We start from the raw sequence: 21,620 nt of genomic DNA, 5'->3' as shown, positions 1-21,620 counted from the left end.
CAATCGGTGATGAACATCACACCCGGAATGCGTGTCAATGGGCGCCGAGAACGCTCAATCTTTCCTCGATTAATCGCCTAGCATATCCAGAATTGTGGACTCCGCTTCTTCTAAGCGCCGCTCTGACTCTTCAAGGTCCTGCTGCGACTTACCATCGCGCTCGACCTTGCCGTCGAAGATTGCGCAGGGATCATCGTTGACCACAGTGTCGTCGGGAACTATGCCACGACGCGCCATGTACTCATCCAGATGCATCGAGATGCTCATGTTGCCTCCCTGCTTCCACCTTACGATTCAAGATACGATTCGATCAGCGTCATTGTATCGACAGATTCGATTGCCCTACGCAGTGGAATGAGCGGACAGAGGTTTCCCAGAATGGTACTCACGCGCGCTGTGCGGCTGCCCCGTCTTGCGTTCCCCTTATCGATGCGAAAACTGTCGCAGGTCTACGACCGGTCTGGCGGCCAGGGTTTTCCATCGGGGAAATACCGGTCAAACTTCCAGCCCAGACGGAACGGGAGGACGTATTTCTGGGGACTGTTGTTCGCTTCCCACATTGACTTTGGTTTGGTTGCCCGCTCGGCTTCTTCCCGGTCGGTGTACACCCCGTAACAGATAGGGTCCCAGAAGTTGCTATCGGTGATTTCGAGAGTGGGGGTGCCGGTGAATACTCCATAGAGGAGTTGGTCGCGGCTTTCGACCTCGACCTCGAAATCTTCCCAGGTGCCCATCATTCCGCCGGGTTGCGCGCGCCACCAGTTGTCAATCGCGAGGGCGGTCTCCTCGGACTCGACGAACCCGCCGAGAGGTTCAGTGTTATCTGGGTAGCGGGGATAAACGACGCAGACAACAATTTTCATAGTCATGGTTCTACACCGTGCACGGGAGATTAGCGACCTTGGAATAGCTTCGGGCGGGAAATGGGCCAGATTTTGGGCACGCGGCCTAATGAGGGCGGAAAATCTGGCGGGCTGGAGAACGAAAACACCCCGTGACCTGCATAGTCACGGGGTATTTATGTGGTGCGCCTGGGGAGACTTGAACTCCCACGCCCTAAGGCACTGGAACCTAAATCCAGCGCGTCTGCCAATTCCGCCACAGGCGCCCGTCGCGAATCCGTGACAGTTACGTACAGTCCCCGTAAGCATGGACTACCTATTAGCCACCTACAGGCACAACGAACTTTCACAGCTCATTTGGACTGTACACACTTTAACGGGTTTGCCGCAGATTTCCTAATGTCCCATCCCCTGCCTATCCAGCGAGCGCGCTAGCTTGGCAGGTCACGGACTAGCTATGGTGGTTATGTGTCCACTTCACAGCATTCCAATACCACTGACAAGCCAGCGAAGATTCCCACTCGTACCCGCGTGGTGCAACTAATCTTCTTGGCTCTTGCAGTCGGCGCCACTCTTGCACTCGCCTACTGGCAGCTCAGCAGGTGGAACACAACCAGCTCATTCCAAAACCTGGGCTACGCACTGCAGTGGCCAGCTTTCGGCCTGTTCTTTATTTGGGCCTACCGCAAATACATGGAGTACGAACGCGAACGCCTGAGCGGCAATAGCGAGGCCGCATTTGAGGCTAAAGACGATGTCATGACGGAAATTCCAGACGAATTCCTGCCGACCAACCCAGATGGCTCGCGAAAGGTGCAGCGTGTGGATGAGACACAATCGACGGATTCTGGCACCAACGCCTAGGCGATAACTGCTTATTCGAGAAAAGGACTTTTAGTGACCAACATCAATCCAGATCGTCAAGAGCGCGTAAGGAAGGCACTGACGTACTTCTCCGTCACCGCCTACTTCACGGGTGTGATGCTGCTCTTGCTGTGTGCCGAGATGATTTACAAGTACCTCATCCTCGACAACTCCGCCGACGCGCCGCGGTGGTTCTTCTACACCGCCCAGATTCACGGCTTCGGCTACATGGCATTCCTCATTGCCACCGTAAACCTGGGTACCAAGGCCCGCTGGGAACCAGCAAAGTGGATTATCACCGCGCTCGGTGGCGTGGTCCCGTTCCTCTCCTTCTTCGTCGAGAAGAAGCGTCGTGAGGAAGTCGAGACCGCTTTCCAGCTGAAGTAGCGGGCTCTCGGCAGCCCGAGGGCTACCCCTTAGCCTCAACCTCAGCCAGAATTTTCAGCGCCGGAGTCAAGGCACGCAGTGCACGCCCCCTGTGGCTAAAAGCGTCCTTGTCTTCGGCGCTCATTTGTGCCGCAGACAAGGCCCCCTCAGCTTCGTTGCCCTCCCCAACTGCGGGCGCGAACACCGGATCGTAGCCGAACCCATTGTCCCCAACAGGCTCGCGCAGAATGGCGCCAGGCCAGCGGCCCTCTACAACCAGCAGCAGATTACCGGCTTCATCGAGGACGGCTGGGAAACCGCCGTCGGCAAGCGCGGACGGCACCTCCTTGACACCGGGGACGACCAACGCGCAGGCGGTACGGAAGGACGCCGTACGACGCTCATCTGGGCAGTCCCCCATCTGGGCGAGCAGCAGCTCGTAGTTAGCGACATCGTCGCCGTGAGTGCCGGACCAGCGCGCCGAGAGCACACCCGGCATGCCGTTTAGCTCATCGACGCTGAGCCCCGAATCGTCTGCCAAGCACGCGTAGCCGGTATGTGTCGCACCATCGAAAGCCTTGATGTAGGCGTTGTCCGCAAAAGTGCGACCGGTTTCGGGGCGCTCTGGGTACTCCGGGACGTCGCTAAGCGAAAGAAGTTCCACCGAATCAATACCCGCCGCACGCAGGATGCGGTCGAGCTCGACTAGTTTTTTAGAATTTCGGGTAGCGACGAGGAGCTTCACGGCAGCTCACCCGGGTACGGCGCACGCAGAACTTCCTGCTGCAGGGCAACGAGCTCACGCAGACCCTTTTCCGCCGAGTCGAGCATGTCATTCAGCTGATCGCGGTCGAAGGTGCCTTCCTCGCCAGTGCCCTGGATTTCGACGAACTTGCCCTCTGCGGTCATCACCACGTTGAGGTCGACCTCAGCGCGAGAGTCCTCCTCGTAAGGCAGATCCAGGCAGACACGGCCGTCAATAATGCCAACCGAAACAGCTGCGACTGGTGCCTTCAGCGGGGTGCCCGGAACAGCGCCCACTGCATGCAGGTAGGTCAGGGCATCAGCCAGCGCGACGTACGCACCGGTGATGGAAGCGGTTCGGGTACCACCATCCGCCTGCAGAACATCACAGTCGATGTTGATGGTGTTCTCACCGAGTTCCTTCAAGTCGATAGCAGCTCGCAAGGAGCGACCGATCAGACGGGAAATCTCGTGAGTGCGACCCTTGACCTTGCCGCGCATTGACTCGCGGGGCATGCGCTCGTGGGTAGAGGCCGGCAGCATGGAGTACTCAGCGGTCAACCAGCCCTCGCCGGAGTCACGCTTGAATCGTGGCACCGACTGTTCGACGGAAGCGGTGCACATTACACGCGTATTACCGAAAGTAACCAGCACAGAACCGGCCGGATTGTCGGTGAAGCCGCGAGTGATGGTCACCTTGCGCATTTCATCAACCGCGCGTCCATCGGCACGGCGAAAATCGGAATTAGCTGTAGTCATGCCAACTACCCTACCGCCCGGCGCGGAAGCGGTGCGACAGCTGTACGGAAACCCGATAGTCGCTGTGACTAGCCGCCTAGCTCCATGCCCAGGTAGGCCAATTCAACGTCACCGGCAAAGGTACTCTTCGCAGCACGTAGTGCTTCTTCACCGTCGGCGTATGGCGGAATGTGAGTCAGCACCAGCTTCTTAACCCCCGCCAGCGTCGCTGCCTTTCCGGCCTCAAAGCCTGTCAGGTGCATGTCCGGTGGGGTGCCCTCTTCGTTGCTGCACCATGTGGCTTCGCAGATGAAGATATCCGCATCCCGCGCCAGCTCCACCAATTCATCGGTCCACGCAGTATCTCCGGTGTACGCAATGGTCAGACCATCTGCTTCAATGCGATATCCAACAGCTGGCACCGGGTGGACCATGTTATACGGCGTGACGACGGCGCCTCCGTCCGCTTCGCCCCCACCGACTAACAGTGGCTCACCGGGGTTACTCACAACCTGATCAAAAGTGTCTTCCAGGTTGGCATCTTCTTCACTTCCCAGTGCTTTGCACATGGTGCCTATCCGGTCGTGAATGTCTCCGGGGCCAACCAGGAGATTCCGGGAACTCGCCGGGGCTGTCGGGTGGAAGCGACGCCAGACGAGCAGCCCTGGAATGTCTGCAGTGTGGTCTGGGTGCACATGAGTTAGTAACAAATCACAAGCTGCAGGATCAGAGATCTTCTGCAATTCGGCGAGGACACCGGGACCCAAATCAATGACAAAGGTTCGACCGTTATCCAGCTCAATGAGGTAGCCAGATGCTGGCGCCGATGGGCCACCCATGCTGCCTGTACATCCCAGAACCTTCAATCGCATACTTCAAGCTTGCCATGTAATTGATCAAAAACGAGCAAAAAACCAATGGAGTGTCTGGATTTAATAAGAAAGGTCACATTTGGGAATGCATAGTGACCTGGCTAATACCCGGCCCAAGGAAGCGCTTTGCCAGGGATGCAAAAACTTGCGGATCTCCAGTGGATTCGAATGTGCGCACAGGGTTCGGATTGCTCTCCGGGTCAGCGAGCATGTCGGTCTTTGTGAGGATGCGCAGAACATCCTTCGACGTCTCCTCCGCCGACGACACTAGGGCGACGTCCTCCCCCATAGCCAGCTGAATCACACCAGACAGCAGCGGATAATGGGTGCAGCCCAGAACGAGGGTGTCTACACCATCGGCCTGCAATGGCGCGAGGTAGCCCTCCGCAAGTCCCAGAATCTGGCGACCAGAGGTGATTCCTCGCTCGACAAAGTCCACGAATCGCGGGCAGTCGACCGCAGAGACATCCACGCCAGGCACTGCATCAAAGAGATCTTGGTAGGCACGAGAGCGAATTGTGGCGGCGGTACCGATTACGCCGACTTTTCCATTCCTGGTGGTCGAGACCGCACGGCGCACAGCGGGCAGAATGACCTCGACTACTGGGACTGGGTAGCGCTCGCGGGCATCACGCAAAAATGCGGCCGAAGCCGTGTTGCAGGCAATGACAATCATCTTGCAGCCGCGTGCAACCAGTTCATCGGCAATCGCTTCCGCGTGCTGACGAACCTCGGCGATGCGCAACGGGCCGTAAGGGCCGTTGGCAGTATCGCCGATGTACATAATCGACTCGTGCGGCAGCTGATCCATGATGGCACGTGCCACTGTCAGCCCACCGACGCCGGAGTCAAAGATGCCAATCGGCGCTGTTCGGTCGGGGAAGCCGCTATCCTGCGCTGTCAGCTGATTGACTGCCTGAGTTTCTGCTCCTGCTCCCACCGCTATCTGGACTCCTCATATCGTTGGTCAAACACCGAAGCTCCTATTCTAGGCCGATTTCGTCAGGAGCTGATGCCACGTACCTCGGGCTCTTAGCGACGTGCACTCTTAGCCACGTGCACGACCGCGCTTAAACATCACCGCAGCCCAGATGCCCGCAAGCCCACCGAAGAGGTGCATCTGCCAACTAACAGCCATCTGTGTTGGCAGCACTCCCCAGATAAGACCCGAATACATCGATGCCAGAATCACGCCCAAAATAATCTGCATCACCCGACGATTCACGAAACCGCGTACGACCAAAAACGCCAGCCAGCCGTAAATCAGGCCGGACGCACCGATGTGGACGGTATTTACACCGCCGACCAGCCAGGTCAGACCGCCACCAACGACCGTAATCAAGAGTGTGACCTGCCAAAATAGCCGCTTCGACGACATTGCAATCAAACCGGCGAACAACGCCCCGGGCAGAGAGTTCGCCACAATGTGCCCGTAATCTGCGTGCAGCAGCGGTGCGGTCAAAATTCCCCACAGCGTCGAGGTTTCGCGTGGGCGCACACCGAAGTTGTTCAGCGCCCCACCAAAGATGAATTCGTTGACAAGAAAGACCGTCCAGATAAGTGCCAGGTACCCAATAGCCGTACTGATGGCCGCCCCGAGCCCGCCGTCGCGATCCTGTGGAACAATCTGATTATTCCGCCGCGTCTGCACGGGACCGCCCATCGGGTACTGCGCATAGTTCTGGTAATTCTGCTGTTGTCCCGAGCTCCATTGCGGATTCATTGGCGAACTTCCTTCACTACTTGTCCAGCATCTCTGACAGCGCGGCTACTCCCGCGCGTCCCGTTGCACTCATCACGGCATCGACAATAGCCATCTGCACCGCATCGGCCGCCATCGCAGCCAACAGGGCCACCACATCCGAGCCCACGGGTTCAGCGTTTCCGCTATCCGCCGCCTCGGCCGAGCTGAGGGCAAACAGCGTGTCACCGTCCATCGGCGCATGAGCCGGCCGAATCGCTCGCGCCAACCCGTCATGACCGCACATCGCCAACCGCTTCAACTGCGCAGTTGTCACCGGCGCATTGGTTATCAACGTGCCAATCGTTGTGTTTCGCGTGCTTGCCGACGATTCCCCGTGTCCAGCCGCATCGGCGAGAATCTTGGTCCTACCGACGAAAACCTGGTCCAGCTGGGCCAATGCCTCCTTGCTGGCACCGGCAGCCGCGGGCATTCCGTAAAGGTGTCCCTCCGGGTCAATGACCGCACCAAAGGAGTTGACCACCATTGCGGCAGCCACAAAGTACTCACCATCGGCGGAGGTCACACGGGCTTGTCCAAAACCACCCTTGATTGCCCCGGCCATAGCGCCGACACCGGCACCTACTGTCCCGGAGGGAGTGTCCTCCGGGACGTCGTCAAGCGCGTGAGACAACGCCTCGCGCCCTAGTGCAGCGGTGGGCAGCGTCGGCTCCCCCAACAGCAAGTCGAAGATGACAGCACCGGGAACGATGGGCACGAGGATATCCGGACGAGTTGGGGTGACCTCAAAGCCAATGCCGCGGTCGCGCAGTTCGCGCATAGCTCCGTCGGCAGCTGCGAGGCCGTACGCGGAGCCGCCAGCCAAAACGACAGCGTGGGCGCGTTCGACGGTATTCTCCGGTGCGAGCAGGTCGGTCTCGCGGGTGCCCGGACCGCCGCCGCGGACATCGACAGCGCCGATCGCACCGCCTGGAGCGGCGATGACGGTGACTCCGGTATCCCCCTCAGCAGCATGGCCGATGGAGATGCCGTCGATGGAGTCGAGACAGCCTGCGCCGATGTCGATGCTCGTGCCCAGCGCAGCACTGCTGGCTTGGTGTCGAATGTCGGTGGGGCTGATTGCGAAGATCTCAGAATTCATTGTCGACCACGGCACCTTTCACCACAGTTCATGGCAGCTAGCCTCAGTTGATTACTGCATCCTTCGGGGTTTTGCTCGGATTCGTTACTCACCCATGAGCTGATCCAGCAGTGACTCTTGGTTGTAGGACAGCCACTGGTACATCGCGTCGGCCTGCTCGATCTGCTCGATGGAGCCATTGAGGTTCTCCATGGAAACATGCAGGTAAATACGTAGGTCATTGATACCCGCCACCCAGGCATGGGCATCACTTTCCGAAATGGATACCTGCCCCGACTCGGCGGGCTCCAGGGCGTCGATAATCGCACGCAGGGAATGGAGCTTGCTCTCTACAATCTCCGATTCATGCAGCTGGCGCATGAGGGCGTTTTCCCCCTCCACGCTCTCCTCACCCGGCTTGGTGAAGTCCGGCAACAGTCGCGCAAGCTTCGGATCGGATGGGGCCTCGGAGTGTCCGACAGGCATTCCCGTCATTTCCGCGAGCTCATCCTTCGGCGCCGACCGGGCTCGCTCCATCAGCGAGTCCGCCACAGTAGCAGCCAGATTCAGCAGCAAATCCCGCTCCGTGCCTTCAAAAGCCGTGACGTACTTGACGCCACCGCCGAGAAGGGATCGCTTGCGCTTCCAAGGACGCATGTAAATTCTCTCCCGCTGTCGAATATCGGCTTAGTCAGCCTGCTCCATTGTTGCCCACAAGCCTGCCTTGTGGAGCTTCTTCACATCGGCCTCCACCTTGTCACGCTCACCGGAAGACACGATTGCCTTACCCTCCGTGTGAACCGTCATCATCAGCGCGTGCGCCTTCTTTCGGTCCATGCCGAAGAGCATCTGAAACACGTAGGTGACATAACTCATCGAATTAACCTGGTCATCCCACACAATGCACTGCCAGGGTCGGTTCGATTCCGTCACGACATCGGCATCCATAGTGGGCATCGGTGTTGCTGCTGGCATGCTCATAGGCACCAGGATAGTACGGAGTGGCGCGCGCTCGCCGGAACCGACTGCCCCGGCCCGCTTCAGCCGACTAGACTGTTGACCGTGATTGATAAGCATTCCTCCACCGCCCTTCTCACCGATAAGTACGAGCTGACGATGCTGCAGGCATCGCTTGCCGACGGATCCGGCGAGCGCCAGGTCGCCTTCGAGGTGTTTGGCCGTCGCCTGCCGAATGAGCGTCGCTATGGCGTTGTCGCTGGTACAGCGCGTGTGTTGGATGCTATCCGCAACTTCCGCTTCACCGAGGAACAGCTGGCTTCGCTGGACTTCCTCGATGACAGGACGCTGGATTACCTGCGTAACTATTCCTTCAGTGGCCAAGTCGACGGCTACCGCGAGGGAGAGCTCTACTTCCCCGCCTCGCCCATTTTGACGGTGCGAGGCACTTTCGCCGAGTGCGTCATTTTGGAGACTGTTATTCTCTCCATTCTCAATGCGGACTCCGCCATCGCCTCGGCAGCAACCCGAATGGTCACGGCTGCCGGTGGGCGCCCGATTATTGAAATGGGTTCGCGTCGCACTCATGAAGAAGCAGCTGTGACTGCTGCCCGCGCCGCCTACCTGGCAGGTTTTAGCGCCACCTCCAACTTGGAGGCAGCGGCACGGTACAACATCCCAGCCTCCGGTACCGCTGCGCACGCGTGGACTCTGTTGCACACCAACCCAGATGGCACGACGAACGAGGCTGCGGCCTTCAAGGCTCAGATTGACACACTGGGAACCGACACCACTTTGTTGGTGGATACCTACGACATCACCGAGGGCGTCAATACGGCTATTGAGGTCGCGGGTCCGGAACTCGGCGGTGTACGTATTGACTCCGGCGACCTCGGAGTTCTCGCTCGCCAGGTGCGTCAGCAGCTGGACTCGCTGGGTGCACACAACACCAACATCGTAGTGTCCTCTGACCTCGACGAGTTCGCCATTGCGGCGCTGAGGGCAGAGCCGGTCGATGTCTACGGCGTGGGCACCTCTGTAGTCACTGGCTCCGGCGCACCGACTGCGGGCCTGGTCTACAAGATGGTCGAAGTTGATGGGGTGCCCGTCGCCAAGCGTTCTCTGGATAAGCGGAGCCATGGTGGCGTGAAGGCGGCGATTCGTACCTGTCGCCGTTCCGGTACCGCCGTGGAGGAAATCGCTTTCCCGCTCGGCTCGGAAATCCCGGATGTGGGCAACCTGCACTACCGCGATCTGACCATTCCGATGATGCGCGATGGCGAGGTCGTCGATGGTCTACCGACCTTGGAGGAGTCCCGCGATCACTTGGTTAAAGCGCTGGTCAGCCTCCCGTGGGAGGGACTTGCACTTTCCCGTGACGAGCCGGTACTGTCCGTCCGTTTTCACGGCGTTTAGGCGGCGGGGGAACTGTGTCGGACACTCCCGAGCACGCAGATTTTGCTGAGCTATCGGACGACTTTGAGGACTTTGACGATGTTGACGATGTTGACGAGCTAGCTTCACCGAGAGCCAGCGTCCATAACGCGGATAGCATCGAAGCTCTTCTCGATGCGGCAGTGAAGGGACTCGGCGGAACGACTCGACCGAATCAGGTCAAAATGTCCCGGTCGGTGGCCTCCGCCTTTGCGCGCGAGCGGCACCTAGCGGTACAGGCAGGTACCGGTACGGGTAAGTCGCTGGCCTACCTGGTGCCTGCCATTGTGCAAGCAATGGAGTCCGACGAGTCAGTAATCGTTTCCACGGCGACCATTGCGCTGCAACGCCAGCTGGTCGAACGCGACTTGCCGCGGCTAGTCAGTTCGCTGGAGCCACACTTGTCCCGCACGCCGACCTTCGCAATCCTCAAAGGCCGCTCGAACTACCTGTGCAAGTCCAAGGTCGGAAATGTCATCAAAGATCCTGTCATGGACGGTGATGAATCCGAGCCGACAGCTATGGGCGGCCCAACTGCTCTACTCAGCGAAGCGCAGCTCAGCCGAACCGCTGCCGAGGTCATGCGGCTACGCGAGTGGGCCAATGACACCGACACCGGCGACCGCGACAGCCTGGACAAGGGCGTTTCCAACGAAGCCTGGCGGCAGGTCTCCGTCACGGCTCGCGAATGCGTCGGTGCCATTTCCTGCCCTTTCGGCGAGGAGTGTTTCGCCGAACAAGCCCGCCGCGAGGCCTCCAACGTCGACATCGTTGTCACCAATCACGCACTGTTGGCCATCGATGCGCTCTCCGACGCCATGATTTTGCCGCAGCACGACTGCGTTGTCATTGACGAGGCTCACGAGCTCGACGGTCGAATCACCTCTGTTGCCACCGACGAGCTCTCCCCTGCCGGTATCACCATGATGGCCCGGCGCGCCCGCAAATTCGGCGCCGCAGAGCAGGTGGATGATGTCACCGATGCCACGGATCTACTCGGCGAGACCGTCGCATTGCTTGCCGACGCCTACAGCGGCGCACTCGAAGAAATTCCCGGTGAGCTTGGAGCAGCGCTAGCTTCGCTCCGCGATAGCCTGTGGCAACTACAGACCACGCTAGGCACCTCTAGTTCAGGCAGCTCTGGCGGGTCGGGCTCCGGTGGTTCGGGTTCTGACTCTGACAACACCGAGCGTCAGACCGTCCGCGCTGCCGTGGAGAATATGCACGACACAGTCGTGCGAATTCTAGAGTTCAGCAGCGACGATGTCGTATGGCTTGGCGAGAACAAGACAGTTTATGTCGCTCCCCTGTCCATCGCAGCACTGCTTCGCGAACGCCTCTTCGGCGAATCCACCGTCGTTTTGACCTCAGCAACACTTGCTCTTGGCGGCAAGTTCGATGCCATGGCCGCCGCTTGGGGGCTTCCCTCCGGTGGGTGGGATGGCTTGGACGTCGGCACGCCCTTTGACCCGCAGAAATCTGGCATCCTCTACGTCGCACGCGACCTGCCACGACCTGGACGCGACGGCGCCACACCGGAGCAGTTCGCGATCATGGAGCGCCTCATCCGCGCCGCTGGTGGGCGAACGCTCGGGCTGTTTTCTTCTCGCCGAGGCGCCGAGGCAGCGGCGGAGGAAATGCGCAAGCGCCTGCCTTACGACGTGCTGTGCCAAGGCGATGACTCTATCGGTGCTCTGGTTGATCGCTTCGCAGCTAATCCGCAGACATGCTTGTTTGGCACGCTGACGCTGTGGCAAGGCGTCGATGTTCCTGGCCCATCGCTATCGTGTGTCATCATCGATCGCATCCCGTTCCCCCGCCCCGACGACCCGCTTTTGTCCGCGCGCTCCGATGCGGCTAATGCCGCTGGCCGAAACGGTTTTATGGAGGTCTCAGCGACACATGCAGCGCTGCTGATGGCGCAGGGTTCTGGTCGTCTGCTACGCCAAGTCGATGACCGCGGGGTTGTTGCGGTACTGGATTCACGGTTGGCTACAGCACGCTATGGTTCCTGGATTGCCGCGTCGATGCCTGACTTCTGGCGGACGACCAACCTGGATATTGCGGCTGGAGCGTTGCAGCGGCTGACCCAAAGCTGATTCAGAGGGGGCTGTCTGGGCTCACGAGGTGACGCTGGATTAGGCATAGTTTCTGGAAAAAATCCCACGCTTTTCTATCCAATACATTATTGTGATGTGAAACACAGCACTGCTACAGTGCCCGAGCTAATGAAGCAGGACACTTGGCAGCCGTGCACGAGATTAGAAAGGCGATTTCCTGCATGCCCCTTTCCAGCAACCTCCCCGACATCGACATCCCGGAGACCTCACTCTTTGAGTTCCTCTTCGGAGAAATTGAGCCACGTCACCAGGACAAGCTTGCAATCGTTGACTCAGGCTCCGAGGTCACCTTCGGTGATCTGAAGGCCAGCATTGAGAAGTTTGCGGGTGCGCTGGCAGCACGTGGGATTAAGAAGGGCGACGTTGTGGCTCTCCACTGCCCCAACTCGACAACCTTCGCGGTCGCTCTTCACGGTGTCCTACGCGCGGGGGCTGTCTGCACGACGGTCGCATCGCTGGCAACTGCGGAGGACATTGAAAACCAACTCCGGATGTCTGACGCGAAGATGATGCTAACGACCTCCTCAATCGGTTGGGCTGGCGCCCACGGCGCTGAGGCTGCTGGTCTGCCGGAAGAGATGATTATCGGCCTGACGGGCCTCCACGGCATGGGCGAGCTGCTTGCCGAGGGGCACGCAGCCCCGGACGTCGACGTATCACCCGATGACGTTGCCGTGATTCCGTTTTCCTCGGGAACCACCGGTGTACCGAAGGGCGTCCAGCTCACTCACCGCAACTTGGTGGCCAACGTCGCTCAGGCGGGTGGAGCTACAGTCAACGCGCTGACCGAGGACACTCCGGCTGTCACTATCCTGCCGTTTTTCCACATCTACGGCCTGACTGCGCTGCTGAATCTGTGCCTGTGGCGCCGCACGACGCAGTACACCATGGGCAAGTTCGACCTCGTCGATTTCCTGTCCATCATCGCCGAGCACAAGGTGAAGTTCGCGTTCATCGCACCGCCTGTAGCTGTGGGCCTGGCCAAGCACCCAGCTGTCGATTCCTTTGACCTGTCCAGCCTGGAGACAATCTTCTCGGGTGCCGCTTCTCTCCAACTTGACCTCGCGGAACAGGTGGAAAAGCGCCTTGACTGCGTGGTCGCACAGGGCTTCGGCATGACCGAGTCCTCGCCAGCAGCCCACATCCGCATCGGCCACGATAGTCCGCTGGACTCGATCGGTCGCGCAGTCCCCAACACTCAGTACAAGATTGTCAACCTTGACTCCGACAGCTTTGAGGAAATCCCGGTTCCCGCCGAGGGGCGCTCGGAGGCAGGTGAGCTATGGATTCATGGTCCACAGGTGATGAAGGGCTACCTCAACAACCCGAAGGCGACGGCAGAGACGCTTGTCGACGGTTGGCTGCGTACCGGCGACGTTGCGGAACTCGACGAACACGGGAATGTGTACATCGTCGACCGCTTCAAGGAACTGATTAAGTACAAGGGCTACCAAGTTCCACCGGCCGAGCTCGAGTCCGTGCTGCTCAGCCACCCGGATATTGCCGATGCCGCCTGCAGTGGTGTCGTTCGCTCTGACGGTGAGGAGATTCCTAAGGCTTACGTCGTCCTCAAGGCGGGCAAGCAGGTGACTGAAGACGAGATTATGGACTACGTCGCCGACCGCGTCGCACCGTACAAGAAGGTGCGAGCAGTCGAGTTCATGGATGAAATCCCGAAGTCGGCGACGGGCAAGATTCTGCGCAAGGATCTCAAGGCCATGGAGGCAGCACGCGCTCAGTCGTGAGTTACTGCCCCAGGGGTCACCGCCACGGTGACTGAACCGGGTGCAATCTCGGTAAACCCGGCATCCTGAACCTCAACCGCGCGGAGCTCTGGCGCTGGCCACTGCTCCCGCGGTACTTCTTTCACATCCAGCGCGTAGCCACTTTGCGCCCACGCCCAAGCGTCCTCGACCGACAGACTGGCCGCATAGAGCATTGAGCCGTGTCCAACTTGCGCGGCCACCTTTCCTACGGACATATTCAGGTTTTTGTCCACCCAAATCACTGGCGGAGCAAAGGTGTCAGCGCTCTCATGGTCGCCCGGGGCGCCGGGAGATGTGTTCTCCGGGTCGTCGTAAGGCAAATCGGTGCCGGAAATTTGTAGTTTGGCAATCTCCGGGTAGGTTTCGTCGACAGGAGTTGGCACTAGTGCGCGAGCTTGCGCGCCGTCGACGTCCACGGTGACACCCGGTGCAAGCTGAGCGCGTTGCCAGCCGATATTGCGAGCGCGACGTGTGAGCTTGCGGATGCGCGCACCGTACCAAGACGCCAGACCTTGTTGATAGGCAGAAGTGTCATCGCCTGCGCGTTCGTCCAGGCAACAAGCAACAACAGCCATCGCGGCAGCGCGGAGCAGCGCAGTGCGCGAGGGGCGTTCCTTCTTCGGAACCTCAAGCACAATAGCCATTGCCCACGGCACATCCTCGCCGTGGTCTTCCCTATCGGGTTGCGGCAGGAGGTTATGGGCGATACGGAACCACTCCGGTACCGATGATGCGTCCGTGACAGCTGGATTCTTGTGATCCTCGCGTTGCACTACTGCTCCAACGGCACGCGGCGGAAGGTGCCATCTTCGCGGTCGGCATCGTCGATTTCATCGCGGGAAATGCCCAGCATGAACAGAATCGAGTCCATGAATGGAACGTTGACGGACGTGTCAGCGATTTCCTTTAGCGCCGGCTTGGCATTGAAAGCAATACCAAGGCCTGCGACCGACAACATATCGATGTCATTGGCCCCATCGCCGACCGCAACGGTCTGATGCATCTGAAATCCCGACTCTGCGGCGAACGTCTTGAGGCTGCGGGCCTTCTCCTGCCTATCGACGACATCGCCGACCACGCGTCCAGTCAGCTTTCCGTCCTCGACCTCGAGGGTATTCGCCTTGTAAAAGTCCAGACCGAGATCCTTTGCCAGCGGCTCCAAGATCTGGATAAAGCCACCGGAGACAGCACCACACTTGTAACCGAGGCGCTTCAGCGTGCGGATCGTGGTGCGGGCGCCTGGAGTCAGCTCGATGGAGTTAGTGACTTCCTCTAGGACGCTGACCGGCAGGCCAGCCAGAGCCTTAACTCGCTCATGCAGTGACTCGGCGAAGTCCAGCTCACCGCGCATAGCGCGCTCTGTAACCGCTGCAACCTCCGCCTCGCGACCAGCATGGGCGGCCAGCATCTCAATGACCTCACCGGTAATCAAGGTCGAGTCCACATCGAAACAAATCAAGCGCTTGGAGCGGCGCTGCAAACCAGCGCGTTCAATTGCGATGTCAATGTCCTGGTCCTGTGCAAGCTCGGCCAGTGCCTTACGCAGCGGAATGCCCGCACCCGGCTTCGGGTCCGGAATAGAGACCAGCAATTCCAGGCCAGTGACTGGGTAGTCAGCAATACCGCGAATGGAATCGATGTTTGCACCGTAATCAGCAAGAGTGCGGCCGATACGGGAAATATCCTCAGCGTTGACCGGATTGCCCAACACGACAAGTGCGTGGGTGGAGCCATCGCTGCGCTCCATCGGCGCATCCAGCTGGAAACTGACAGTCATGCCGTGAGGCTTCAGTGTTTCAATGAGTCCCTCACGGAGAACACCGACCTTTTCTTCTGTGACACCAACAAGCGCACCGAGGCTCAGATTAGAGCGGAACACCGACTGTTCCACATCCAAAATTTGAACTCCGTGGGCCGCGAGCACGCGGAAGAAAGCTGCGGAGACACCCGGGCGGTCTCGGCCAACAGCGGTAATAAGCACCGGAGCTAGTCCCGGTGCCAACGAAACCGATAGAGCATCGGTATCTACAGACTGACTGGGAGAGGTAATTACCTGTTCATTCACCAATCCAGTATCGCATGAAGCCCCGGCAGAGCGCTCATCGCATAGTGGGATTCCGCACTTCAGTGGGTGGCCAGCGACAGGCGCTAGCCATCGCCTTGCTCTCTTGCCCTTCTGGCGCTCCCTGCGCCCCCCCCTGCTCTTACTGCGCTCTCTTACTGCCTCTTCCCTAGGAAAGACTCTCAAAGACAAGACTAAGGCCCCATCACGGAGAACCGTGATGGGGCCTTAGCTTCGCGTAGTTATTAACTCAGAGTTGCATCAGCCATGTAGCCACTAGCTCTTAGAGCTGACGACCAACGTGGGCCTCTGCGCGCTGACGCTCAACCATGTGCGGGTAGTGCAGCTCGAACGCCGGGCGCTCCGAGCGGATGCGCGGCATCGAGGTGAAGTTGTGGCGCGGCGGCGGGCAAGAAGTAGCCCACTCGAGGGAGTTACCGTAACCCCACGGGTCATCAACAGTGACGACCTCACCGTAGCGCCAGGACTTGAAGACGTTCCAGACAAACGGGATAACAGACAGACCCAGGATGAACGCACCAACGGTGGAGATCATGTTCAGGGTGGTGAAACCGTCAGTCTCGAGGTAGTCGGCGTAACGACGCGGCATACCCTCGTTACCCAGCCAGTGCTGGACCAGGAAGGTCAGGTTGAAGCCGATGAAGGTCAGCCAGAAGTGAACCTTTGCCAGCTTCTCGTCGAGCATACGACCAGTCATCTTCGGGAACCAGAAGTAAACGCCCGAGTAGGAAGCGAAGACCAGGGTACCGAACAGGGTGTAGTGGAAGTGCGCCACGACGAAGTAAGTATCAGAGACGTGGAAGTCCAGCGGTGGGGAAGCCAGCATAATACCGGTCAAACCACCGAACAGGAAGGTCACGATGAAGCCGAGAGCGAAAGTCATCGGAGCCTCGAAGGTCATGTGGCCACGCCACATGGTGCCCATCCAGTTGATGAACTTAACACCGGTCGGGACCGAAATCAGGAAGGTCATGAACGAGAAGAACGGAAGCAGAACGCCACCGGTCACGAACATGTGGTGTGCCCACACAGCCATGGACAGACCTGCAATAGACAGGGTTGCGAAGACCATACCTGCGTAGCCGAACAGCGGCTTACGGGAAAAGACCGGAACGACCTCGGTGATGATGCCCACGAACGGCAACAGCAGGACGTAGACCTCTGGGTGACCGAAGAACCAGAACAGGTGCTGCCACAGCATTGCGCCACCGTTTGCCGGGTCGTAAATGTGACCGCCCAGCTTACGGTCGTACAAAACACCAAGAGCAGCTGCAGTCAGAATCGGGAAGATCAGCAGAGCCAGGATCGAGGTAACCAGGATGTTCCAGGTGAAGATTGGCATACGGAACATGGTCATGCCTGGTGCACGGAGGCACAGGACAGTGGTGGTCATGTTAATGGCGGAAGCGATGGTACCGACACCACCAACACCGACACCGACAATCCACAGGTCAGAACCGACACCCGGAGAGTGAATCGGGTCAGACAGCGGGGAGTACATGGTCCAACCGAAGTCAGCAGCACCACCCGGGGTCAGGAAGCCCGACAGCATCAGAATGCCACCAATGGTGGTCAGCCAGAAGCCGAAAGCGTTCAGACGCGGGAAAGCCACGTCCGGAGCACCAATCTGAAGTGGCAGAATGTAGTTAGCAAAACCCCAAACAATCGGGGTACCGAACAGAAGCAGCATCACCGTGCCGTGCATGGTGAACATCTGGTTGAACTGCTCGTTAGAAAGGAACTGAAGTCCTGGGGCGAAGAGCTCAGCACGGATAAGCAGAGCCATCAGACCGCCGACAAAGAAGAACGAGAAGGACATAATGATGTACATGATGCCCAGCTTCTTGTGGTCGGTCGTGGTCAGCATTTCCCACGCCCAGCTGCCCTTACGCTCATGTCCGAACGGCTGCGGCCGTTCCGGCGCTACAACGCCATGATTTGGACGAGGCGCTACTGCAGTCATTCTTCCTCCTTACTACGCGAAGATTTCCTGTAACTCACTACAGGGATTTTAAGTTTTGTCCTTGTGAGAATAGTGCAGGCGAGTACGCGACGGCGAACCCACCTACCGCTATGTGCCAGATTCTAGTCTGAACCTTGGAAAAAGTTAAGGCTAAGGGATTTTCCGGCTCACTTCCCCACTCAGCTAAGCACACTATTAGTTTCCTGAGAATTGTCTTAACCTGGGCTAACGCCTATTTAGCAGGAACCGTCGAGGCTAGGACTACTACCCCCGTGTGTGTGCTGTCACCAGAGTGAGGCTCGATGCGGAATGTTCCCTACACCTGTGCTTTTAGAAGTCCCAGTCCTCATCCTCGGTTACTTCAGCCTTACCCATGACGTAGGAAGAGCCGGAACCCGAGAAGAAGTCGTGGTTTTCGTCAGCATTCGGCGACAGGGCCGACAGGATCGACGGCGAAACGCGAGTCTCGTCGGCCGGGAACATACCCTCATAGCCCAAGTTGTTCAGAGCCTTGTTGCCGTTGTAACGCAAGAAACGCTTGACATCCTCGGTCCAACCGAGTTCGTCGTACATCTCTTCGGTGTACTGAATCTCGTTGTCGTAGAGATCAAACATGAGGTCGAAGGTGTAATCCTTCAGCTCGTCACGTTCGGCCTGGGTCAGACGCTCCAGGTTGCGCTGGTACTTGTAACCGATGTAGTAACCGTGAACTGCCTCATCACGAATGATTAGGCGAATAATGTCCGCGGTGTTGGTCAGCTTGGCGTGGCTGGACCAGTACATCGGCAGGTAGAAGCCCGAGTAGAACAGGAAGGACTCCAGCAAAGTGGAAGCAACCTTCTTCTTCTGCGGATTATCGCCCTCGTAGTAGTCGAGGATAATCTTGGCCTTCTTCTGCAGGTACTCATTCTCCTCGCCCCAACGGAACGCATCCTGAATCTCAGGAGTCGACGCCAGCGTCTGGAAAATCGACGAGTAGCTCTTTGCGTGCACCGATTCCATGAAGGCGATATTGGTGTACACAGCTTCCTCGTGCGGAGTCAGCGCATCTGGAATGAGTGATACTGCACCTACCGTGCCCTGGATGGTGTCCAGCATGGTCAGACCAGTGAACACGCGCATCGTGGTGCGCTGCTCCAGTGCGTTGAGCGTATTCCAGCTCTTGATGTCATTCGACAGCGGCACCTTTTCCGGCAACCAGAAGTTACCGGTCAGACGATCCCAAACCTCGAGATCCTTATCATCAGGAATCGTGTTCCAGTCAATAGCCGCAACTGGGCATGCACGCGACTCTGGATTCTTCTCACGGTGGGCCGGAGTCGAGGGTGGGCAATCATCGAAACTCACGTGGAAACCTCTCCCTTTTTCATTGATATTGCCGTTTTTCGAACACACCTTATATATAAGGAACGTCCTTCACTCTTTACGAGTTCAAACAGCGACTGCAGCGGTGGCTATTCCAGCCTTGTCCCACTACAAAACGTCAGGCTCCCGATGAAAGGAGCCACTACCCTTAGCAGCTTACCCACACCCGCATTATTAAGCACGCGGCCTAGAAGAAATCGCCCCACTTGCCGAGTCTTGTTCCCGGTGCCCCTCCCCTAACCCCACGTCACACAAAGAACAAGGTGCTTGACGACGCAATGTCCGTCGTCAAGCACCAAGCGCAAGATGTTGCGCGAACCTAGGCGTGAACCTTCTCTCGGTTTTCCGCCGTGTCGTTGATGATGCGGTCGGAGATGACGTACACCAGCAAACCTACGACAGCCATGAGCGCGAGCAACCAAGCGATGGTAGCGGAGACCCCTTCTGCTTCAGACTGCGCGATGGAGAGGGTGCTGAAGAAGGCCGGTCGAGAATCAACAAGCATGGCCGTTAACGCGATGCCAACCGGTACGGCAATGTTGATCGTCAGATTGTAGAAACCGATTGCAACACCGGACTTGGCGGCAGGAATGTTCTGCAGTGCGGTCGCGACCAACGGCGCATACATGAGCGCGAACCCTGATGGGAACAGAATCATGGAGACGATAACCGTGGCAACACCGGCCCCCGGCAGCACTGCGGGGATGAGCAACGCCACGATGATGATGCTGATAGCCGCGACAATGGCCTGCTTCGAGGGCAGGAACTTGGCAACCTTGCCAGACATTACACCGACGATGACAGCGCAGAGGTAGCCCGGCGCGAGGATATAGGCAGCACCGTCGAGGTTGATGCCATAGAGCTCGTCGACCATATACGGCAACAGAATGGCCGAATACCCCAACTGGACCATGTAAACCACGAGCACAACAATCAGCGCGCAAACGTAGCGAGCATTGGTAAAGAACGACGGGCTGACCACGGCGTTGTCATGTGTCCGGATGTGCCAGACAAAGAGCGCGACGCCCAGCGCAGCGGCAACCAGCCACCACCATTGGAACTGCTGCATGAACAGCATCACCGCAGTGGCGATGACCGCGATGAGGAACAGGCCAAAGATATCCAGGTGACTCTTCTGCTGCTGCTCCTCCGGAACTGTCTTGATCAGGAACGGAATGGCAACTATCAGAATGAGCGAAATCAGGAACATAGCCGGCCAGGAAATGTAGGTAGCCACGATTCCCGAGGTCAACGTTCCAATCAGCAGCGCGGCTTGGAAGGCCGCGGTGGAAAAGCCGAGGTAGGTTTTCTGATCTTCTGGGCTTAGGTACTTGGTGACATAGATGACGTAGAGTGTCTCAGCCGCCGCCAGGCCGGCAGTTTGAATAATGCGGGCAGTAAGCACGATTGGCCATACTCCCTGGAAGAAATAACCCAGTAGAGAGCCCACGGCGACGAAGCCGATACCGACAATCATCAATTTGCGGATACTGATGCTGTCCGCCAATGCGGCGTACACCACCGCTCCAATGCCAATCAAGATACCGGCGAGTGTCGCCTGCAGACTGGCCGTGGAGACACTGAGGTCCAGAGATTCCGCAATCGGCTTGGTCATGAACTTAAAGCCATTGTCCAAGACCAAACAGAATACAAAGGAAAACAGCAAGACCGGGACTGCGGCCTTAGGGTTTGGCGCGGCAGCCTTGGACGCTGCGCTTTCACGGGGATTCACGTTCAAGCTGGTATTGCTGGCGGGATTGCTCATCGCACTGTACCTATTTCACACTTCAAGCCAATTGATTGCGGACCAGGACACTAGAGTCGAGCCAGCGGCAATGCCAGCTCCATCATCGTCGTGAAGGCCTTCTCACGTTCTTCCGGAGTGGTCTTTCCACCGGTGACGATGTTGTCCGACACAGTGAAGATTCCCATGGCCTCCACACCGGCCTCGGCGGCGGTGGCATAAAGGCCAGCAGATTCCATCTCCACCGCCAGCACACCCATGCGTGCCCAACGGTCGTTCACATCATCCTGGAAGTTGTAGAAAATATCGCTGGACAAGATGTTGCCGACGTGTGTAGTGATGCCCTGCTCGCGGGCACGATCGCGAACATCTTCAATCAGACGGAAAGATGCGGACGGGGCGAACGTTCCCGGCAAGTTGTACTGCGATAGAAAATTGGAGTCCGTCGATGCCGTCTGGCCGATAACCACGTCATACAGGTCCAGCTCCGGCTGCAACGCGCCGCAGGAACCGACGCGAATCAGCTTCTTGCAGCCGAAAACATGGATAAGTTCCCAGGAGTACAGCGAGATAGACGGAATGCCCATACCGGATCCCATGACGGACACTTCCTGCCCCTGGTAGGTGCCGGTAAAGCCCAACATGTTGCGAACTTTGTTGAACTGAACGACATCGTCCAAATAGGTCTCCGCAATGAACTTGGCACGCAGCGGGTCACCTGGCAACAAAATGGTTTCTGCAATCGGCGCACCCTTTGGGTTGATGTGTGGAGTGCTCTTACCAGTGGTATCGGACATGGCTTCCAGCCCCTTCCCCCACTAGCCGTGGGTGAAAATTATGCGAACATTGGTGTACCACTGCCCAGGTTAATTACCTGGATTACAACCGTCAATAGTGATATTTACATTTGTTCCCAATTGGGTGGAGTGACGAAAAAGGC

The 21,620-nt window shown here is 58.2% G+C and carries 21 protein-coding genes and 1 tRNA gene; 5 read left to right on the top strand and 17 right to left on the bottom strand.

Annotation, left to right across the window (positions count from 1 at the left end; genetic code table 11):
• Positions 1-69: 69 nt before the first annotated feature.
• The 3 genes from HMPREF1206_RS04965 to HMPREF1206_RS04955 all read right to left on the bottom strand — a co-directional run bounded on the left by HMPREF1206_RS04965 (position 70) and on the right by HMPREF1206_RS04955 (position 1,108).
• Positions 70-267 (bottom strand): hypothetical protein, encoded by a 198-nt coding sequence (locus tag HMPREF1206_RS04965; protein WP_016422270.1) that lies wholly within the window; start codon positions 265-267, stop codon positions 70-72.
• Between the two features lie 182 nt (positions 268-449).
• Positions 450-869, bottom strand: coding sequence for a hypothetical protein (locus HMPREF1206_RS04960; RefSeq protein WP_016422269.1), 420 nt, complete (start codon positions 867-869; stop codon positions 450-452).
• 154 nt (positions 870-1,023) lie between these two features.
• Positions 1,024-1,108, bottom strand: a tRNA-Leu gene (locus tag HMPREF1206_RS04955).
• 202 nt (positions 1,109-1,310) lie between these two features.
• Between HMPREF1206_RS04955 and HMPREF1206_RS04950 the strand changes: the two genes are divergently transcribed.
• Positions 1,311-1,706, top strand: coding sequence for a hypothetical protein (locus HMPREF1206_RS04950; protein WP_016422268.1), 396 nt, complete (start codon positions 1,311-1,313; stop codon positions 1,704-1,706).
• A 33-nt stretch (positions 1,707-1,739) separates the two neighbouring features.
• Entirely contained in the window at positions 1,740-2,093 is a 354-nt protein-coding gene (locus HMPREF1206_RS04945) for a DUF3817 domain-containing protein (RefSeq protein WP_005511118.1), read from the top strand.
• Between the two features lie 22 nt (positions 2,094-2,115).
• Here HMPREF1206_RS04945 and HMPREF1206_RS04940 read toward each other — a convergent pair whose 3' ends face one another.
• The 8 genes from HMPREF1206_RS04940 to clpS form a co-directional block, all read right to left on the bottom strand.
• On the bottom strand, positions 2,116-2,817 hold the full coding sequence (locus tag HMPREF1206_RS04940) for a non-canonical purine NTP pyrophosphatase (RefSeq protein ID WP_016422267.1): 702 nt from the start codon (positions 2,815-2,817) through the stop codon (positions 2,116-2,118).
• The gene (gene rph / locus HMPREF1206_RS04935; protein ID WP_016422266.1) at positions 2,814-3,575 is read right to left on the bottom strand and encodes a ribonuclease PH; all 762 of its coding nucleotides are present in this window, start codon (positions 3,573-3,575) and stop codon (positions 2,814-2,816) included. Before rph ends, HMPREF1206_RS04940 begins: the two co-directional genes overlap by 4 nt.
• A gap of 68 nt (positions 3,576-3,643) precedes the next feature.
• Positions 3,644-4,426: an MBL fold metallo-hydrolase gene (locus tag HMPREF1206_RS04930; protein ID WP_042388494.1), complete on the bottom strand. Its 783-nt coding sequence runs from the start codon at positions 4,424-4,426 to the stop codon at positions 3,644-3,646.
• 73 nt (positions 4,427-4,499) lie between these two features.
• Entirely contained in the window at positions 4,500-5,366 is an 867-nt protein-coding gene (gene murI, locus HMPREF1206_RS04925; protein ID WP_016422264.1) for a glutamate racemase, read from the bottom strand.
• A gap of 108 nt (positions 5,367-5,474) precedes the next feature.
• Entirely contained in the window at positions 5,475-6,149 is a 675-nt protein-coding gene (locus tag HMPREF1206_RS04920) for a rhomboid family intramembrane serine protease (protein ID WP_016422263.1), read from the bottom strand.
• Between the two features lie 16 nt (positions 6,150-6,165).
• The gene (locus tag HMPREF1206_RS04915; protein ID WP_016422262.1) at positions 6,166-7,269 is read right to left on the bottom strand and encodes a P1 family peptidase; all 1,104 of its coding nucleotides are present in this window, start codon (positions 7,267-7,269) and stop codon (positions 6,166-6,168) included.
• An 84-nt stretch (positions 7,270-7,353) separates the two neighbouring features.
• Complete coding sequence (locus HMPREF1206_RS04910; protein WP_016422261.1) at positions 7,354-7,905, bottom strand: DUF2017 domain-containing protein; 552 nt, start codon at positions 7,903-7,905, stop codon at positions 7,354-7,356.
• 30 nt (positions 7,906-7,935) lie between these two features.
• Positions 7,936-8,229 (bottom strand): ATP-dependent Clp protease adapter ClpS, encoded by a 294-nt coding sequence (gene clpS / locus HMPREF1206_RS04905; protein ID WP_005511165.1) that lies wholly within the window; start codon positions 8,227-8,229, stop codon positions 7,936-7,938.
• A gap of 81 nt (positions 8,230-8,310) precedes the next feature.
• Between clpS and HMPREF1206_RS04900 the strand changes: the two genes are divergently transcribed.
• The 3 genes from HMPREF1206_RS04900 to HMPREF1206_RS04890 all read left to right on the top strand — a co-directional run bounded on the left by HMPREF1206_RS04900 (position 8,311) and on the right by HMPREF1206_RS04890 (position 13,504).
• Positions 8,311-9,621, top strand: coding sequence for a nicotinate phosphoribosyltransferase (locus HMPREF1206_RS04900; protein WP_016422259.1), 1,311 nt, complete (start codon positions 8,311-8,313; stop codon positions 9,619-9,621).
• Between the two features lie 137 nt (positions 9,622-9,758).
• A complete protein-coding gene (locus tag HMPREF1206_RS04895) occupies positions 9,759-11,738 on the top strand; it encodes an ATP-dependent DNA helicase (RefSeq protein ID WP_172620254.1) in 1,980 nt (659 codons plus the stop codon).
• Between the two features lie 182 nt (positions 11,739-11,920).
• Positions 11,921-13,504: an AMP-binding protein gene (locus HMPREF1206_RS04890; RefSeq protein ID WP_042388489.1), complete on the top strand. Its 1,584-nt coding sequence runs from the start codon at positions 11,921-11,923 to the stop codon at positions 13,502-13,504.
• Here the strand turns inward: HMPREF1206_RS04890 and HMPREF1206_RS04885 are convergent.
• The 6 genes from HMPREF1206_RS04885 to deoD all read right to left on the bottom strand — a co-directional run bounded on the left by HMPREF1206_RS04885 (position 13,495) and on the right by deoD (position 21,477).
• A complete protein-coding gene (locus tag HMPREF1206_RS04885; protein WP_016422256.1) occupies positions 13,495-14,298 on the bottom strand; it encodes an aminoacyl-tRNA hydrolase in 804 nt (267 codons plus the stop codon). The genes HMPREF1206_RS04890 and HMPREF1206_RS04885 overlap by 10 nt on opposite strands.
• Positions 14,298-15,590: a phosphoserine phosphatase SerB gene (gene serB / locus HMPREF1206_RS04880; RefSeq protein WP_042388485.1), complete on the bottom strand. Its 1,293-nt coding sequence runs from the start codon at positions 15,588-15,590 to the stop codon at positions 14,298-14,300. Before serB ends, HMPREF1206_RS04885 begins: the two co-directional genes overlap by 1 nt.
• A 280-nt stretch (positions 15,591-15,870) precedes the next feature.
• Entirely contained in the window at positions 15,871-17,571 is a 1,701-nt protein-coding gene (ctaD, locus tag HMPREF1206_RS04875; RefSeq protein WP_016422254.1) for a cytochrome c oxidase subunit I, read from the bottom strand.
• Positions 17,572-17,901: 330 nt separating this feature from the next.
• Positions 17,902-18,918: a class 1b ribonucleoside-diphosphate reductase subunit beta gene (nrdF, locus tag HMPREF1206_RS04870; RefSeq protein WP_016422253.1), complete on the bottom strand. Its 1,017-nt coding sequence runs from the start codon at positions 18,916-18,918 to the stop codon at positions 17,902-17,904.
• A gap of 337 nt (positions 18,919-19,255) precedes the next feature.
• Positions 19,256-20,701 carry an MFS transporter gene (locus HMPREF1206_RS04865; RefSeq protein ID WP_016422252.1) on the bottom strand — a complete coding sequence of 482 codons (1,446 nt, stop codon included), beginning with the start codon at positions 20,699-20,701 and terminating at the stop codon, positions 19,256-19,258.
• Positions 20,702-20,751: 50 nt separating this feature from the next.
• On the bottom strand, positions 20,752-21,477 hold the full coding sequence (gene deoD, locus HMPREF1206_RS04860) for a purine-nucleoside phosphorylase (RefSeq protein WP_016422251.1): 726 nt from the start codon (positions 21,475-21,477) through the stop codon (positions 20,752-20,754).
• Positions 21,478-21,620: the final 143 nt, after the last annotated feature.

Source organism: Corynebacterium sp. HFH0082 (genome assembly GCF_000411235.1).
In the GTDB taxonomy this organism is placed as follows: domain Bacteria; phylum Actinomycetota; class Actinomycetes; order Mycobacteriales; family Mycobacteriaceae; genus Corynebacterium; species Corynebacterium jeikeium_D.
The sequence above is the reverse complement of the archived record's forward strand: the minus strand, read 5'-3'. Positions and strand labels throughout refer to the sequence as shown.